This window comes from Rudaea sp., assembly GCF_036560865.1.
Classification (GTDB): Bacteria; Pseudomonadota; Gammaproteobacteria; order Xanthomonadales; family Rhodanobacteraceae; genus Rudaea.
Window position 1 is genome coordinate 18,256 of the sequence record NZ_DATBQK010000031.1, and the last position, 17,490, is coordinate 35,745.

Consider the following 17,490-nt stretch of genomic DNA (forward strand, 5'->3'; position numbering starts at 1 on the left):
TTCTCCCGGGTTACTTGTATTTCTATCTAAGGAGAAGCAGAGCTTGAACCACGGAGGACACGGAGAACACGGAGAAAGATATAAGAGTAAAAAAGACGCGAATAAACGCGAATCAAGCTGAGAAATTCAATCTGCCTTGTCCGCGCTCAGGTTTCCTTTCATCTTCCTCGCTTCTCTTCGTGTTCTCCGTGTTCTCCGTGGTTCAATCTTCCGCTCTTCACCCACCATCAAACTGAAAATACACTGCGCCCAGCGGCGGAATCGTGACTTCGGCCGAGGCCGCAAATCCATGCGACGGATGCGGATGCGCATCGACGCCGCCGAGATTTCCCATGCCCGAGCCGCCGTAAATCTGCGCGTCGGAATTGAGGATTTCACGCCAGCGGCCGGCCTGCGGCAAGCCGATGCGATAGCCGTGACGCGGTACCGGGGTGAAGTTGCACACGACCGCGACCAGCGCGTCGCCTGGCGCGCCGCGGCGCAGCCACGCATACACCGATTGCTCGGCATCGTCAGCCACGATCCACTGGAAACCCTCGCCTTCGCAATCGCGCGCATGCAGGGCGGGGACGTTGCGATGGACGCGGTTGAGGTCGCGCACCAGCGCCTGCAAGCCTTGGTGCAGCGGATATTGCAGTAGCTGCCATTCCAGACCTGCCTCGAAATTCCATTCGCGCGTCTGGCCGAATTCCTGGCCCATGAACAGCAGCTTCTTGCCCGGATGCGCCCACATGAATGCGTAATAGGCGCGCGCGTTGGCGAAACGTTGCCACTCGTCGCCGGGCATCTTGCCGAGGATCGAACCCTTGCCGTGCACGACTTCATCGTGCGACAGCGGCAGCACGAAGTTCTCGGTAAAGGCGTATAGAAGGCCAAACGTCAGCTTGTTGTGGTGCCACTTGCGATGCACCGGTTCGAGCGACATGTAGTCGAGCGTGTCGTGCATCCAGCCCATATTCCATTTGAAGCCGAAACCGAGTCCGCCGGCGTGCACCGGCTGCGACACGCCCGGCCATGCGGTCGATTCCTCGGCGATGGTCAGCGCACCGGGGTGTTCGGCATAGACGAGCGTGTTGACCTGCTGCAGGAACGCGACCGCGTCGCGGTTGTCGTTGCTGCCATCGGGATTCGGCAGCCATTCGCCGGCCTTGCGCGAGTAGTCGAGATAGAGCATCGAGGCGACCGCATCGACGCGCAACGCATCGACATGAAAGCGATCGAGCCAGTACAAGGCATTGGCGCAAAGTACGCTGGCGACTTCGCGCCGGCCGAAATCGTAGATCGCCGTGTTCCAGTCCGGATGGAAACCGCGGCGCGGGTCGGCATGTTCGTACAGCGCGCCGCCATCGAATTGGGCGAGGCCGTGGATATCGGTCGGGAAGTGCGCCGGTACCCAGTCGAGAATCACGCCGATGCCGAGCGCGTGCGCCGCGTCGACGAAACGCGCGAAGCCGGCCGCAGCGGCACCATTTGAATCGGCGAAGCGCGCGGTCGGCGCAAACAGGCCGATCGGTTGATAGCCCCAGGATGCATCCAGCGGGTGTTCGGAAATCGGCAGCAATTCGATATGGGTGAAGCCCAGGTCGGCGACATACGGCAGCAATTGCGCGGCGAGTTCGTCGTAGCTCAGGAAACCACCGTCGCCGCTGCGCCGCCACGAGCCCAGATGAACCTCGTAGGTCGATTGCGGTTGCCGGCGTGCGTCAACGCTGGCGCGGCGGCGCAGGAATTCGCCATCGTTCCAGACAATATCCACGGCGCGCGTAACCACGGAGGCGGTCGACGGCCGCAGCTCGGCGCCGAAGCCGAACGGGTCGGCTTTGAGCGGCAACAAGCCGCCATCGGCGCCGGCGATCTCGAATTTGTATACCGCGCCTGCGCCAAGGCCCGGCGCGAAGATTTCCCACAGGCCCGAATCGACACGCTTGCGCATTTGATGCGTGCGCCCGTCCCAGCGATTGAAATCGCCGACGACCGACACGCGCCGTGCATTCGGCGCCCACACCGCGAAGTGCACGCCGGCAATCCCTGCGTGCGTCATCAGCTGCGCGCCGAGACGCTCGTACAGTTTGTGATGCGTGCCTTCGACGAGCAGATGATCGTCGGTCGCGCCGAGCACCGGTACAAACGTGTACGGATCGTCGAATTCCCAGGTACCGCCGGCATTCGCCGCGCGCAGGCGATAGCGCAAAGGCGCTGCGCGCGCCGCAATCAACGCTTCAAAAAAGCCATCGGCGCGCGCGCCGAGTGTGGCGATCGGCATGCCCGCGGAATCGATCGCCGCAACCGATTCAGCGCCGGCAACAAAGGCGCGGATAACGACGCCTGCGGACGACACATGCTGACCAAGCACGGCAAACGGATCGGCATGGCGGGCGGCGAGGATCGCATCGATATCCTCCTGCCTTGCCTGCCATCCCGTGTCGCTCATGGCTCAGGCCTTGGTCTCAACCGGAACCTGCCAGATGTCCTCGGCATATTCGCCGATCGCGCGATCCGACGAAAACCAGCCCATGCGTGCCGTGTTGAGCGCGCTCGAACGCCACCATGCCGAACGATTGCGCCAGTGGGTGGCGACCTCGCGCTGGCGCTTCAGGTAGGCGTCGAAATCTGCGCAGACCATAAAGTGATCGTGATGGGTGAGGATATCGACCAGTCCGCGATAACGCGCCGGGTCGTCGGGCGAGAATACTCCGGAACCGATCGCATCGAGCACTTCGCCCAACACCGGCGAGGCGGCGATCTCCGCGCTCATGTCGACACCACGGCTGCGCCGCTCCGCAACCTGTTCGGTGGTCAGGCCGAAGATGAAGATGTTTTCGTCGCCGACCCTTTCCTTGATCTCGACATTGGCGCCATCGAGCGTGCCGATCGTCAGCGCGCCGTTGAGCGCGAGCTTCATGTTGCCGGTGCCCGAGGCCTCCATGCCGGCGGTGGAAATCTGCTCGGACAAATCCGCCGCCGGAATGATCGACTCGGCCAGACTAACGTTGTAGTTCGGCAGATAGACGACCTTGAGCAGGCCGCGCAGGGTGGGATCGCCATTGACTACGCGCGCGACATCGTTGGCGAGTTTGATGATCAATTTCGCGGTGTGATAGCTCGCCGCCGCCTTGCCGGCGAAAATCTTCACGCACGGTACCCACTCGGCGTGCGGGTGCGCGCGCATCGCGTCGTACAGCGCGATCGTTTCGAGGATATTGAGCAGCTGGCGTTTGTATTCGTGCACGCGCTTGATCTGCACATCGAACAGCGCGTCCGGATCGACTTTGACCTTGCATCGCTCCAGGATGATTTTCGCCAACGCGACCTTGTTCTGGCGCTTGATCGCGGCGAGGCTGTCCTGGAAGGCTTTATCGTCGGCGTAGGGCTCGATCCGGGTCAACGCGGAGGGATCGTCGTAGATCGCATCGCCCGCGACATCGGCGAGCAATCGCGTCAGGCCCGGGTTCGCCTCGAACAGCCAGCGCCGGAACGTGATGCCATTGGTCTTGTTGACGATGCGTTCCGGATACAGCGTGTCGAAATCGCGGAACACGGTCTGCTTGAGCAGTTCAGTGTGCAGTGCCGACACGCCGTTGACCTTGTGCGAACCGATGAAGGCGAGATGGCCCATGCGCACGCGCCGGCCGGAGTGCTCCTCGATCACGGATACCGACGACACGAATTGCGCATCGGTATGCCCGGCCTTGCGCACGCTGTCCAGATGCAGCGCATTGATCAGGTAGATGATCTGCATATGCCGCGGCAGCAGGCGTTCGAGCAGCGGTACTGGCCAGCTTTCCAGCGCTTCGGGCAGCAGGGTGTGGTTGGTATACGAAATCGTCGCGTTGGTGATGCGCCAGGCTTCTTCCCATTCGATGCCATGCTGATCGAACAGGATGCGCATCAGCTCGGCGACCGCAATCGCCGGGTGCGTATCGTTGAGCTGGATCGCGACGTGGTCGGGCAGGGTGCGCAAATCCTGGTACTGCTTCAGATGCCGGCGCACCAGGTCCTGCAGCGAGGCCGAGGCAAAAAAGTATTCCTGGCGCAGGCGCAGTTCCTGACCGGCGGGCGTTTCGTCGCTCGGATACAGCACTTTCGAAATCGCTTCCGCACGCGCCTTGCCGGACATCGCGCCGACATAGTCGCCGGCGTTGAACGCATCGAGCAGCAACGGCTCGGACGCGCGCGCCGACCACAAGCGCAGCGTGTTCACATGCGTCGCGCGCCAGCCGACCACAGGCGTGTCGTAGGCGACCGCTTCGACGAATTCGATCGGTTTCCAGGTGTGGCGCACGGCGCCGTCAAGTGAGGTGTTTTCCTCGACCGTGCCGCCGAAGCCAATCGGATAATTGACTTCCGGCCGCTTGAACTCCCACGGATTGCCGAACGCGAGCCAATCCTCGGGATATTCCTGCTGCCAGCCGTCCTTGATCGCCTGACGGAACAGACCGTGGTCGTAGCGGATGCCGTAGCCGTGCGCGGCGATCGACAGGGTCGCCATGCTTTCCATGAAGCACGCGGCGAGACGGCCGAGGCCGCCATTGCCGAGCGCCGCATCGGGTTCGAGCGTGCGCAGGCGATCCAGATCGACACCCAAGCCCTTGGTCGCCGCGCGCATCGCATCGGTCAGACCGAGATTGTTCAAGGCATCGAACAGCAGGCGACCGATCAGGAATTCCAGCGACAGGTAGTACACGCGCTTGGGGCCGTGCACGTAGGCGGCAGCGGCCGACTCCATCCACTGGTCGACGATGCGGTCGCGCGTGGCGTAGACCACGGCCTGATACCAATCGTATTCGCTCGCGCTGATCGGGTTCTTGCCGACCGAGTAGGTCAGGCGGCGCAGGATCGCTTCGCGCAGCGCGCTCACTTCGCCTGCATCGGGAGCGTGTTCTTTCCGGCGTTCCGGCCAGCCGCCTGTCGCGGCCGCCAGCTCGTGGGGGTTGGTCATGCGCAATTCCGTGGATTGGTATCGGTTACAGCGTCGGCTGGCAAGCCTGCACCAAGTCCGCCTTTCGCGCAACGCACCGGGATGCATCGACCGGATTCGAGAACGTCGGGTAACGCCAAGATGCTAAAATAGCGGTCCCTTGCGGAGGTTTCATGAGCCCATCGTCGAGTCCATCATCCGCCGGCGCACGTTTCCGCGCAGCGCTTGCCGCCGAAAAACCGCTGCAGGTGATCGGTGCGGTCAATGCCAATCACGCGCTGCTCGCCAAGCGAGCCGGCTACCGCGCGATCTATCTTTCCGGCGGCGGCGTCGCGGCCGGCTCGCTGGGCTTGCCGGATCTGGGCATCAACACGCTCGACGATGTGCTGACCGACGTGCGCCGCATCACCGACGTCTGCGATCTGCCGCTGCTGGTCGATATCGACACCGGGTTCGGGCCGAGCGCATTCAATATCGCGCGCACGGTCAAGTCGCTGATCAAGTTCGGCGCGGCCGCCTGCCATATCGAGGATCAGGTCGGCGCGAAGCGCTGCGGCCATCGGCCCGGCAAGGAAATCGTCGGCCGCCAGGAAATGGCCGATCGCGTCAAGGCGGCAGCGGATGCGAAGACCGATGCGGATTTTTTCCTTATCGCACGCACCGACGCGATCCAGATGGAAGGCGTCGACGCGGCGATCGAGCGTGCGATCGCCTGCGTCGAAGCCGGCGCCGACGGCATCTTCGCCGAAGCTGCCTACGATCTGCCAACCTACAAGCGCTTCGTCGATGCGCTGAAGGTGCCGGTGCTGGCGAACATCACCGAGTTCGGCAAGACGCCGCTGTTCAGCGTGGATGAGCTGCGCAGCGTCGGTGTCGACATCGTGTTGTATCCGCTGTCGGCGTTCCGCGCGATGAACAAGGCCGCCGAAGCCGTTTATACCGCCATCCGCAAGGACGGCCATCAGAAGAACGTGCTCGACACGATGCAGACGCGCGAGGAGCTTTACGACCGCATCGGCTATTACGAGTTCGAGCAGAAACTCGACAATCTCTTCGCAGGCGCGACGGAAAAATAATGTGTAAGTTGGGCTGACGAAGGAAGCCCAACGTTCCACGCAATCCGCGTTGGGCTTCGCTATGCTCAGCCCAACCTACACAAGCACACAAGCTGCATATATTGTTCACGGGAGGCAGGTATGAGCGCAGAAATTCAAAGCGCGGTTCCGAAAGTCAAAAAATCTGTCGCGCTATCGGGCGTCGTGGCGGGCAATTCCACCATTTGCACGGTCGGCCGCACCGGCAACGACCTGCACTATCGCGGCTATGACATCGCCGACCTCGCGCAGCATGCGACGTTCGAGGAAGTCGCCTATCTGCTGGTGCACGAGGCGTTGCCGAACAAGGCCGAACTTGCTGCCTATCGCGCCAAACTGAAGGCGCTGCGCGGTCTGCCCGCGCCGGTCAAGGCCGCGCTCGAAGTGCTGCCTGCGGCGACGCATCCGATGGACGTGATGCGCACCGGTGCGTCGGTGCTCGGCACGGTACTCCCGGAGAAGGACGATCACGCCATCACCGGCGCGCGCGATATCGCCGATCGTCTGATGGCAAGTTTCGGCTCGATCCTGCTGTACTGGTACCACTGGTCGCACAACGGCAAGCGTGTCGATACGCAGACCGACGACGAGTCGATCGCCGGACACTTCCTGTATCTATTGCATGGGCGCAAGGCGAGCGAACTGCACACGCGCGCGCTCGACCAATCGCTGATCCTGTATGCCGAGCACGAGTTCAACGCGTCGACTTTCACCGCACGCGTGATTGCCGGCACCAACAGCGATTTCTATTCCGCGATCACCGGCGCGATCGGCGCGTTGCGCGGCCCCAAGCACGGCGGCGCCAACGAGGCCGCGATGGAAATCATCTCGCGCTATCGCAGCGCCGACGAGGCAGAGGCCGACATCCGTGCGCGCATGGAGCGCAAGGAAATCATCATCGGTTTCGGCCATCCGGTCTACACGATCGGCGATCCGCGCAATCCGATCATCAAGGAAATCTCGCGCACGCTGTGCGCGGAGGGCGGCAACCGGCGCCTGTTCGACATCTCCGAACGCATCGAAACCTTGATGTGGAACACAAAAAAAATGTTCCCGAATCTCGACTGGTTCAGTGCGTCGAGCTATCACATGATGGGCGTGCCGACGGCGATGTTCACCCCGCTGTTCGTCATTTCGCGCACCTCGGGCTGGAGCGCGCACATCATCGAGCAGCGCATCGACAACAAGATCATTCGCCCCAGCGCCAACTACATCGGGCCGGACGATCGCGCGTTCGTGCCGATCGACAAGCGGGGTTGACAGCGAGGCGACGCAGACCAGTGCTCGTCATTCCAGCGAAAGCTGGAATCCATTTCCTTTTGACAGCCGATCAAGCTGGATGACCAGCTTCGCTGTTGTAAAGCGCTTCCAGCTTTCGCCGGAAATGACGAAATGCAGAAATTTCCTGGATTCGATCCTAATGCGCCGGTGCGATCTCTTCGAAGCGCTTGTTCTGCACCGCGTACGACTTCCAGTCGCGGTAGTCGAAATGCCACCACTCGTATTCATAGACGCTGAAGCTCTCGGCTTCCATGTAGCGGCGTAGCAAGTCGCGCCGTGCGCGCGCCTGCGCGCCGCCGCCGCTGTAGTTCGGATACGCGCGCTCGGACATTTCGTCGTACAGACTCGGCATCTCGACCGCGCGGCCGGTTTTCAGATCGTACAAGGTCAGGTCGACTGCACAGCCGCGATTGTGGCGCGAACCGGTGGCCGGATTGGCGACGAACTGATGCTTGTCCGCGGGTGTCGCGTTCCAGAAGATTTTCGTCACGTACCACGGCCGATAGGCATCGTGCACGAGCAGGCCATAGCCTTCCCTGGACAGCGCACGCTGCACACGCACCAGCGCTTCGGCCGCGGGACGCTGCATGAACGCGCGCGCCTGACTGTACAACGGCGTGCCGAGAAAATTATTCTTCGTGGCGTAACCGATATCGAGTTTGATCGTTGGCTCAAGTGTGGTCAGTTCGACCAGATCGGACGCGCGGAAATCACCCTGTTCGACCGGCGGCGTGGCCGCCAGCGCGATCGGCAGCAACTCGGCCACCGGCCGCACCGGATCGATATGGAAGACGGCCGGCGCTCCGGCGACCGGTGGTTTCTGTGGAGTCGTCGCCGTACAGGCGGCGAAGGCGAGAAGCAGGATCGACAGCGGTAGGGTGCGCATGCAATTCTCTCGGCTATGTCGCGCCATACTGCCATGAGAACCCGCGTCGTTCTGTGTTGCCTGCTCGCCACCGCAATTGCCGGCTGCGCGGCAGCGCCGGTACGCAGCGACTACGCCGCGCGCGTCGAACTACTCGCTTTGATCGAAACGCTCAATGCCGATCTGCTCAGCCACGACAGCGCCACGTTGACGCTGGAACGCTGGTGCGCGGATCATCGTCTTGCCGAGCCAGCGCGCATCGTTGCGCGGCGCGTGCGCGACGCGACCAAGCCGATTCCTGAAGACTTGCGCGCGAAGCTTGCGGTCGACACCGTTGAGCCGATCGGCTATCGGCACGTGCAACTCATGTGCGGCGAACATGTGCTGTCCGAAGCCGACAACTGGTACGTGCCGGGCCGTCTCAGCGCCGAGATGAATCGACAGCTCGACACCACCGGCGAGCCGTTCGGCAAGGTGGTCAAATCGCTCGGATTCCAGCGCCGCACCTTGTCGGCCGAGTTGTTGTGGTCGCCGTTGCCGCAGGGCTGGGAAATGTCCGCGCCGACTGCCGAGCACGAGCCCATGCACATCCCGCATGCACTGCTGCGTCATCAAGCTGTTTTGTATACATCGGCGCAGATACCTTTCAGTGCGGTTGTCGAAACGTATACAAGCCAGGTGTTGGCCTTCCGTTTTTCAGCACGGTAGGTTGGGTTGAACGCAGTGAAACCCAACGCGAACCTGCGGGGCATGGTTGGGCTTCGCGTTGCGCAGCTCAACCTACGCGCTGTGGCGCTCAAAGCATAGCCGCCAATGTTGTCCCCTGCGCAATCGCCCGCTTCGCATCGAGTTCCGCGGCGATATCGGCTCCGCCGATGAGGTGTACATCGATGCTCGCTGCCTTGAGGGCATCGAATAATTCCCGACGCGGTTCCTGGCCCGCGCAGACAATCACATTATCCACTTGTATAACTTGCGGCCTGTCGCCAATCGTGACGTGCAAGCCGTCATCGTCGATACGCTCGTAGCTCACGCCGCCGAGCATCTTCACGTTCTTCATCTTCAGCGCGGCACGGTGCACCCAGCCGGTGGTCTTGTTGAGGCGCTTGCCTGGCGTGCCGGGCGTGCGTTGCAACAGCCAGACTTCGCGTTCGGAAGGCTCGGGAGCGGGTTTGGCGAGGCCGCCGCGATGCGCATAATTCTGATCGACGCCCCATTCGTGCGACCAGCGCGCGATATCGGTGGTCGGCGAGGGTTCGGCCTGGGTGAGGAATTCGGCAACGTCGAAACCAATGCCACCCGCGCCGATGATCGCGACGCGCTTGCCGACCGGCTTGCCGAGCAGAACCACGTCAAGGTAGCTCAGCACGTTGGAGCGATCTGCGCCGGGAATGCTCAGCCCACGTGGAGTGACGCCGGTAGCGAGAATCACGCCATCGAATCCGCGCAGCGAGTCGACCGTAGCGCGCGTATTCAAGCGCAACTCGACGCCGGTATCCTCGATGCGGTGACCGAAGTAGCGCAGCGATTCGTGAAACTCCTCCTTGCCCGGAATGCGCTTGGCCATATTGAACTGGCCACCGATTTCCGCGGCGGCATCGAATAGCGTAACCGCATGACCGCGCTCGGCCAGCGTCGTTGCGCAAGCAAGACCGGCTGGGCCGGCGCCGACGACGGCGAATTTCTTACATAGGGTGGATTTTTCTACGATCAGTTCCGTTTCGTTGCAGGCGCGCGGATTGAGCATGCAGGTCGCGCGCGCGTTTTCGAACACATGATCCAGGCAGGCCTGATTGCAGGCGATGCAGGTATTGATGCGCGAGCTGCGTCCGGCGGCGGCTTTGTTCACCCAATCAGCATCGGCGAGCAGAGGGCGCGCCATCGACACCATATCCGCGTCGCCATCGGCGAGTATCTTCTCGGCGACCTCGGGCATATTGATGCGGTTGGTCGTGATTAGCGGGATCGCGACTTCGCCCTTGAGTTTCTTCGTCACCCAGGCAAACGCCGCACGCGGAACGCTGGTGACGATGGTCGGCACGCGCGCTTCGTGCCAGCCGATGCCGGTGTTGATCAGTGTCGCACCAGCAACCTCAATCGCCTTGGCCAGTTGCACGATCTCGTCCCAGCTTTGTGCGTTGTCGACCAGATCGAGCATCGACAGGCGATAGATGATGATGAAGTTCTTCCCCACGACTTCGCGCGTGCGCCGCACGATTTCGATTGGAAAACGCTGACGTTTCTCCGCGCTGCCGCCCCAGGCATCGCTGCGCTGGTTGGTGCGCGCGGCGATGAACTGGTTGAGAAGATAACCTTCGCTGCCCATGATCTCGACGCCGTCGTAGCCGGCGTCCTGCGCGAGCCGGGCGCAGTTGACGAAATCCGCGATGGTTTTTTCGACGCCGCGCGTCGACAGCGCGCGCGGGGTGAACGGCGTGATCGGCGATTTGATTTTCGACGGCGCGACCGACAGCGGCTGGTAGCCGTAGCGGCCGGCATGCAGAATCTGCAGACAGATGCGGCCGCCGTCCGCGTGTACCGCACTCGTGACCTTGCGGTGCCGCGCCACATGCCATGGCATCGACAAGCGCCCGGCAAAAGGTTTGAGCCAGCCGGCGATGTTCGGCGCAAGACCGCCGGTCACCATCAGCCCGACGCCGCCGCGCGCACGCTCGGCGAAATACGCAGCGAGCTTGGCGTAGTCGCGTGCATGATCCTCCAAGCCCGTATGCATCGAACCCATCAACACGCGATTGGGCAGGGTGACGAAACCCAGATCGAGCGGAGCCAATAGATGCGGATAATATCGATTTGGATCCGACGGATTCGTGGCGGCGGCTGTGATCATGCGCATCGAACGGTTGTTTGAATTCGTGCACGATGCCTTGGAAAGCCGTCCAGCACAAGCTTTTTGCCGCCGCTGTGAAGGAGTGTCAAACTTCGCGGCGGAACTGGACCCGCAGGAATCGACGTTGTCGGCGCCACTCGAAAACATCATCAATCAGACGGCGCTGCGCAGCGTGGAGGCGTTGCGCCGGCAATACAGCCAGGCCAAACCATTCCGCCATGTCGTGATCGAGGATTTTCTCGATGCTGGCTTCGCCAGCCAGCTGCTTGCCGCGTTTCCCGCATTCGAATCCGGCAACAGCATTGGCGAGGATGGCCGTCCCGGTGGCAAATCGACCGTGGAGCGGATGCAGGCGCTTGGTCCGAGCTATCGCGCGCTCGATGAGCTTGTTCAAAGTCCGGATTTTCTGCAATTCGTCGGCAACATCACCGGGATCGATGGACTCCTGTACGACCCTTTCTACCTCGGCGGCGGCACGCACGAAAATCGGCAGGGCCAGTTTCTGCAGGCGCATATCGATTTCAACTATCACCCGAGCGAGCGCTGGCACCGCCGGCTAAACCTGATCGTCTACCTGAATTCGCTGTGGGACGAAGCCTGGGGCGGTAATCTCGAACTGTTTCGGGATCCGTACCAGGATGCGCAGCCCGCGCTTCGCGTCGTGCCCCGATTCAATCGTTGCGTTATCTTCGAGACCACCGAGAACAGCTGGCACGGGTTTGATCGAATTTCGCTGCCGGCCGAGCATGCGGATCTGTCGAGAAAGTCCGTCGCTTTGTACTTTTATACAAAGGATCGGCCCCCGGAGGAAGTGGCAGGGAAGCACACCACGCACTACGTCAACCGGCAGCTGCCGGACCATTTTGTCGGCGGTTACACGCTCAAACTCGCGGATGTCGAGATGCTCGGCGAATTGATTGGCCACCGGGATCGCCAGTTGCGGCAGCTGTACGCGGAAAACACCAACCTGCTGCAGGCGCAGGAGCGCGGTTTCGGCGGCCAGATTCTGTATTTGCTCAAGCGCTTGTACGTTCGATATCGGCGATAGTGCGTGCAATGTGCGTCGATGGACTTGCAACCGCGCATCATCGATCCTATGTCTTGCACACAATGTTGTTTTGAAGGATTTTCATGACCTTGCTTGCTCTCGCCGAACAACGCCTGCTCAGTCCGGGCGGCCTTGCCAGCGGCGACCTGGATCGCGTGTTTTCGCAGTTGATCGGCCCGTCGATCGACGCCGCCGATCTGTATTTCCAACATTCGCGCAGCGAGTCGTGGGTGCTCGAGGACGGCATCGTCAAGGACGGCAATCACTCGATCGAGCAGGGCGTCGGCGTGCGCGCGATGAGCGGGGAGAAGACCGGTTTCGCCTATTCCGACGAAATCGTGCTGCCGGAGTTGCTCAATGCGGCGAAAAGCGCGCGCGCGATCGCGCAGTCCGGCACGGATCGCAACACGCATGCGCTGACCGCGCGCAATGCGACTGCGCTGTATCCGCCGCTGGATCCGGTCGAGAGCATCGGCAACGATGAGAAAATTATACTTTTGCGCGAAGTGGACAAATTCGCGCGCGCGCTCGATCCGCGCGTGTTGCAGGTCGTCGTAAGCCTGTCTGCGGTGCTCGATACCGTGCTGGTCGCGGCGGCGGACGGCACGCTCGCGGCGGATGTGCGTCCGCTGGTGCGTTTGAATGTGAGCGTGATCGCCGAGCAGAACGGGCGTCGCGAATCCGGCAGTTCCGGCGGCGGCGGCCGTTATGGCTATCGCGAACTGCTGGCGAACGCGCGCGCGCATGGGTTCGCGCGCGAGGCGGTGCGCCAGGCCTTGGTCAATCTCGAATCGGTGCCCGCGCCCGCGGGCAGCATGACTGTGGTGCTCGGTCCCGGCTGGCCCGGCGTGCTGTTGCACGAGGCGATCGGCCATGGCTTCGAGGGCGATTTCATTCGCAAAGGCACGTCCGCGTTCGCCGGGCGCCTCGGCGATCGCGTTGCTGCGCCGGGCGTCACTGTGGTCGACGACGGCACGCTCGCCAACCGGCGTGGCTCGCTCAGCGTTGACGACGAAGGCGTGGCCAGCGAATGCACGGTGCTGATCGAGGATGGCATCCTCAAGGGCTATATGCAGGACAAGTTCAACGCGCAATTGATGGGCGCGCGTTCGACCGGCAATGGCCGGCGCGAATCGTTCGCGCACTTGCCGATGCCGCGCATGACCAATACCTACATGCGCGCGGGCCAGCACGATCCCGGCGAGATCATCGCTTCGGTCGAACGCGGCCTGTACGCGGTGAATTTCGGCGGCGGCCAAGTCGATATCACCAACGGCAAGTTCGTGTTCTCGGCGAGCGAGGCTTACCTGATCGAGAACGGCAAGGTCACGCGTCCGGTCAAGGGCGCGACCCTGATCGGTGCCGGTCCCGAAGTGCTCACGCGTGTGTCGATGATCGGCAATGATCTGAAACTCGACGAAGGCGTCGGCGTCTGCGGCAAGGAAGGCCAGAGCGTGCCGGTCGGCGTCGGCCAGCCGACCCTGCGCATCGATGCGATGACGGTGGGTGGTACGGCGGCGTGAAGTGCGTTGCGCTGATTGCCTCGGCGCTGTTTCTTCTCTGCAATGCCGCGCATGGCGGCGACGTTGCTGAAAACGCAATCGCACAACGCGCGTGCGCGGCCATAGCCGGGCGCGTCGATGCGGTAGCCGGCAGCGCGCCGGTCTTTCTGCGCAGCTACGACGACGGGCGCGGCGCAGGCGAAGTCGACGATCCGGCGCTGCGCACTGCCGCGTTTACCTATGACAATGCGCTTGCCGTAATCGCCCTGCTGGCCTGCGACAAACGTGCACAGGCCTTGCGCGTGGGTGAAGCGTTGCGTCTTGCAGCGATAAACGACACACGCTTGCGCAATACCTATCGCGCAGGTGCGGTCGGCGACAAGGTGCTGCCGAATGGCTGGTGGGATGCGAAACAGAATCATTGGGTCGAAAACGCGTACCAGGATGGCAGCGCGACGGGCAATGTGGCGTGGGCTGCGTTGGCGTTGCTTGCCCTGCACGACGCGACGGGCGATGCGCGCTGGCGTGATGCGGCGGTCAAGCTTGCCGACTGGGTGATCGCCAATGCGTCCGATTCGCGCGGCGCCGGCGGATTCACCGGAGGCATTGATGGCTTCGATGCCAATCCGAAGAAAGTGATCTGGAAATCGACGGAGCATAATGTCGATCTTGTTGCCGCATTCGATTGGCTCGCGAAATCGCAGGCGCCTGGCGAGTGGAAAAAATACGCGGGTGCCGCGCGGCATTTTGTCGAGTCGCAATGGGACGCGGCGAGCGGACATTTTCTGGTCGGCACCTTGGCTGACGGCGTGACGCCGAATCGCGGCACCTCAGGCCTGGACGTGCAGATGTGGGCGCAACTGCTGCCGGATGCACCGCGCGAGTGGCAGCGCGCCATTGCGTATGCGGAGCGCGAACACCGCGTCGCCGGTGGTTTCGATTTCAATAGCGACCGCGATGGTCTGTGGCTGGAAGGCACGGCGCAAGCCGCACTGGTTTATCGCCAGCTCGGGCGCGAGGCCGATGCGCAAAAGCTGTTCGCGACAATCGCGCAGCAGTTTTCCTCGGGCGGATTCGTATACGCGACACGCGAACCGCGCATCACCACCGGGCTTGCGATCGGATCGGACAGCACATCAGCGGATTTTTACTACTACCATCGCCCGCATCTTGGCGCGACAGCGTGGGCGGCACTTGCAGCTTTGAATCGCAATCCGTTTGTCGGAAGCCGATAATGGAAAACCGCTGGATTTATCGTCATTCCCGCCTGCGCGGGAATGACGGAGTTATACTTGCTGGAGTCTTTCTACCCCCCAAGCGTTTCGCGCAGTACGCGAAACAGTTCGCGATAGGCGTGTAGCGGCCTGTTCTGTTCGCGCTCGACGCGCGCCTGGCGTGTGAGCTGGCGCAGGTGTTGGCGGTCGGCATGCGGGTACTCGGCGACGAGTGCGTTGAGCGCATCGTCGCCTTCGACGAGCAGGCGCTCGCGCTGGCTTTCGATCTGGTGCAGCGTCGCCGTCTCACGGCGCGCGTGGTCCTTGTCGTGTTCTAGCGTGGCGCGAAGCGCCTCGATTTCCGCATCGTCGAGCTTGCGCAGTTGCTTGGCCAGAAACTGGATCTGGCGCTTGCGCGCGATCTGCTGCTTTACTGCGCCCGCGCGCTGGATTTCTTCGCGCAGGTCGTCGGACAAGGAAACCTGCACCAGTTGCGCGTCGGACAAATCGGCGAGCGCGTGCGCGAGTTTGAGCACATCAAGCGCCTCGCGGCGCAGCTGGCTGCGGCTCGGCGCTTCGTCGCCGTTACTGGCGTCAGGCTGGTTGAGTTCGGGTTCGTGCGGCTGCATATCTACTGTTATTGTTGACAGCTTCGCCGCAACAATAACTTCCGCCGTTCCAGCCGACAGCTACGCTGCGGCTGAACGCCGGATTCTTTGATCAGGGAACTGCCTAGTGAACAGCATAGCCGCATCGAACAATCTTGTCGCCGGGTCCGATGACAGCTTGGCCCAGCTTGATCGTCTGGCAAATCTGGCCGAAGACGTGATCCGCCGTTGCCGCGCCGCGGGCGCAACCGAGGCCGAGGTCGGCGCGAGTGTCGACACCGGGCTCAGCGTGAACGTGCGTCTGGGCGAGGTGGAAACGATCGAGCACACGCGCGATCGCGCGTTCGGTGTGACTGTGTATTTCGGCAGGCGCAAGGGCTCGGCGAGCACGGCGGACCTGCAACCGGATTCGATCGCCAAGACGATCGAGCAGGCCTGCGCGATCGCAACCTATACCGAGGAGGATCCGTATACCGGGCTGGCCGATCCGGCGCGTCTTGCCACGCAGTTTTCCGATCTGGACTTGTGGCATCCGTGGAATATCGACGCACAGGACGCGATCCGTCTCGGCCAGGAAATCGAAGACGCCGGGCGCGCGTTCGTTGGCATCGACAACTCGGAAGGCGCTTCGGTGCAGGCCGGCAAGTCGCTGTCGGTGTATGCGACGTCGCAGGGTTTTGTTGGCACCGAGCGCGGCACGCGGCACATGCTGTCCTGCGCACTGATTGCCGACGACGAAGCGGGCATGCAGCGCGATTACTGGTACGAGTCGGTACGCTCGGCCGCCGACTTTCCCGCAGTAGCCAGCATTGGCCGCAAGGCCGCCGAGCGTACGCTGGCGCGGCGCAACGCGCGCCAGCTCGGCACGCGCACCGCGCCGGTGCTGTTCGCGCCCGAAGTTGCGCGCGGTCTGATCGGGCATCTCGTCTCCGCGGTCAGCGGCGGCGCGTTGTATCGCAAGTCGAGTTTCCTGCTCGACCATGTCGGCAAAAGTATACTTCCGCAGTTTGTGGATATTGTCGAGAAACCGCATCTCAAACGCGGGCATGCATCGGGCAACTTCGACTCCGAAGGCGTCGCCACCGGCGAGCGCGATCTGGTCAATGCAGGCGTCCTGCGACGCTACGTGCTCGGCAGCTATTCCGCGCGCAAGCTGGGTCTCGAAAGCACCGGCAATGCGGGCGGCATCCACAATCTGATCGTCAAGACCGGCACCGACGACTTCAGCGCGATGCTGAAAAAGCTCGGCACCGGTCTGCTGGTCACCGAGGTGATGGGGGATGGCGTATCGATCATCACCGGCGATTATTCGCGTGGCGCTTCGGGTTTCTGGGTCGAAAGCGGCGAAATCGCCTACCCGGTGGAGGAAATCACGATCGCCTCGAATCTGCGCGACATGTATCGCGGCATCGCCGCGATCGGCGCCGATGTCGATCCACGCTCACATATCCTGACCGGGTCGATCCTGGTCGAGCGCATGACGGTTGCGGGAGAGTAGTTGTGACCGTATTGCTGCTCACCGGCCACAAATTGCGCCGGCGCGCCCGCGTTCAAGGGTGACCTTCGACGCTTGTTTGCGATGGTCATTCACGCAACACTATCTACGTCCTAACTGTGCAGGAGAATGTCATGAGCGTTCCGCCGAATGATGTCGCCACCCCGCCGCCGGCTCCCACCGGTACGCCGAGCGCCGAAGAAAAGCAGTGGGCGCGGTTCGCGCACTTGTCCGCAATCCTCGGTGGCATTCTCACCGGGCACATGTTCGGCTGGGGTTGTTTCGTCGGCCCGTTGATCATCTGGCTGGTGAAGAAGGACACGATGCCCTTCGTCAACGATCAAGGCAAGGAGGCGCTGAACTTCAACATCACGCTGGCGATCGTTGGCTTCGCCCTGCTGGTGCTGAGCATCATCACCTTTGGAATCGGGCTGCTGATTGCGATTCCGGCCGGCATCGTCATCGGCATCGCCTGGCTCGTGCTCGTCGTCATCGCTGCAATCAAGGCGAGCGAAGGCGTGGCCTACCGCTATCCGGTCAGCATTCGTCTGATCAAGTGACGAGCCGCAGGCTCGTCATCCAGGCATGGATTGCCGGGATCCAGGAGCCAGGGAAGG

Annotated in this window: 13 protein-coding genes; 8 read left to right on the forward strand and 5 right to left on the reverse strand. The window is 62.3% G+C overall.

The window, feature by feature from the left end; genetic code table 11:
- Positions 1–217 precede the first annotated feature (217 nt).
- Together glgB and VIE67_RS03670 are read right to left on the reverse strand one after the other, a co-directional pair.
- Positions 218–2,431 (reverse strand): 1,4-alpha-glucan branching protein GlgB, encoded by a 2,214-nt coding sequence (glgB, locus tag VIE67_RS03665; RefSeq protein WP_332023384.1) that lies wholly within the window; start codon positions 2,429–2,431, stop codon positions 218–220.
- 3 nt (positions 2,432–2,434) lie between these two features.
- On the reverse strand, positions 2,435–4,939 hold the full coding sequence (locus VIE67_RS03670; RefSeq protein WP_332023385.1) for a glycogen/starch/alpha-glucan phosphorylase: 2,505 nt from the start codon (positions 4,937–4,939) through the stop codon (positions 2,435–2,437).
- A 152-nt stretch (positions 4,940–5,091) separates the two neighbouring features.
- Here VIE67_RS03670 and prpB point away from each other — a divergent pair, with 152 nt between their 5' ends.
- On the forward strand, positions 5,092–5,994 hold the full coding sequence (prpB, locus tag VIE67_RS03675; protein ID WP_332023387.1) for a methylisocitrate lyase: 903 nt from the start codon (positions 5,092–5,094) through the stop codon (positions 5,992–5,994).
- 120 nt (positions 5,995–6,114) lie between these two features.
- Complete coding sequence (gene prpC / locus VIE67_RS03680; RefSeq protein WP_332023389.1) at positions 6,115–7,272, forward strand: bifunctional 2-methylcitrate synthase/citrate synthase; 1,158 nt, start codon at positions 6,115–6,117, stop codon at positions 7,270–7,272.
- A gap of 157 nt (positions 7,273–7,429) precedes the next feature.
- Here prpC and VIE67_RS03685 read toward each other — a convergent pair whose 3' ends face one another.
- On the reverse strand, positions 7,430–8,179 hold the full coding sequence (locus VIE67_RS03685; RefSeq protein ID WP_332023391.1) for a M15 family metallopeptidase: 750 nt from the start codon (positions 8,177–8,179) through the stop codon (positions 7,430–7,432).
- Between the two features lie 33 nt (positions 8,180–8,212).
- Here VIE67_RS03685 and VIE67_RS03690 point away from each other — a divergent pair, with 33 nt between their 5' ends.
- On the forward strand, positions 8,213–8,866 hold the full coding sequence (locus tag VIE67_RS03690; protein WP_332023393.1) for a hypothetical protein: 654 nt from the start codon (positions 8,213–8,215) through the stop codon (positions 8,864–8,866).
- An 88-nt stretch (positions 8,867–8,954) separates the two neighbouring features.
- Here the strand turns inward: VIE67_RS03690 and VIE67_RS03695 are convergent, their stop codons facing one another.
- A complete protein-coding gene (locus tag VIE67_RS03695) occupies positions 8,955–11,006 on the reverse strand; it encodes an oxidoreductase (protein ID WP_332023395.1) in 2,052 nt (683 codons plus the stop codon).
- 124 nt (positions 11,007–11,130) lie between these two features.
- On the opposite strand from VIE67_RS03695, the gene VIE67_RS03700 reads away from it, so the two are divergent.
- From VIE67_RS03700 to VIE67_RS03710, 3 genes are all read left to right on the forward strand, one after another.
- A complete protein-coding gene (locus VIE67_RS03700; RefSeq protein ID WP_332023397.1) occupies positions 11,131–12,054 on the forward strand; it encodes a 2OG-Fe(II) oxygenase in 924 nt (307 codons plus the stop codon).
- Positions 12,055–12,137: 83 nt separating this feature from the next.
- The gene (gene tldD, locus VIE67_RS03705) at positions 12,138–13,577 is read left to right on the forward strand and encodes a metalloprotease TldD (RefSeq protein ID WP_332023399.1); all 1,440 of its coding nucleotides are present in this window, start codon (positions 12,138–12,140) and stop codon (positions 13,575–13,577) included.
- The gene (locus VIE67_RS03710) at positions 13,574–14,791 is read left to right on the forward strand and encodes a hypothetical protein (protein WP_332023401.1); all 1,218 of its coding nucleotides are present in this window, start codon (positions 13,574–13,576) and stop codon (positions 14,789–14,791) included. Before tldD ends, VIE67_RS03710 begins: the two co-directional genes overlap by 4 nt.
- Before the next feature lie 71 nt (positions 14,792–14,862).
- Here the strand turns inward: VIE67_RS03710 and yjgA are convergent, their stop codons facing one another.
- Positions 14,863–15,399, reverse strand: coding sequence for a ribosome biogenesis factor YjgA (yjgA, locus tag VIE67_RS03715; RefSeq protein WP_332023403.1), 537 nt, complete (start codon positions 15,397–15,399; stop codon positions 14,863–14,865).
- Positions 15,400–15,505: 106 nt separating this feature from the next.
- On the opposite strand from yjgA, the gene pmbA reads away from it, so the two are divergent.
- Positions 15,506–16,876: a metalloprotease PmbA gene (gene pmbA / locus VIE67_RS03720; protein ID WP_332023405.1), complete on the forward strand. Its 1,371-nt coding sequence runs from the start codon at positions 15,506–15,508 to the stop codon at positions 16,874–16,876.
- 131 nt (positions 16,877–17,007) lie between these two features.
- Positions 17,008–17,433, forward strand: coding sequence for a DUF4870 domain-containing protein (locus VIE67_RS03725; RefSeq protein WP_332023407.1), 426 nt, complete (start codon positions 17,008–17,010; stop codon positions 17,431–17,433).
- Positions 17,434–17,490: the final 57 nt, after the last annotated feature.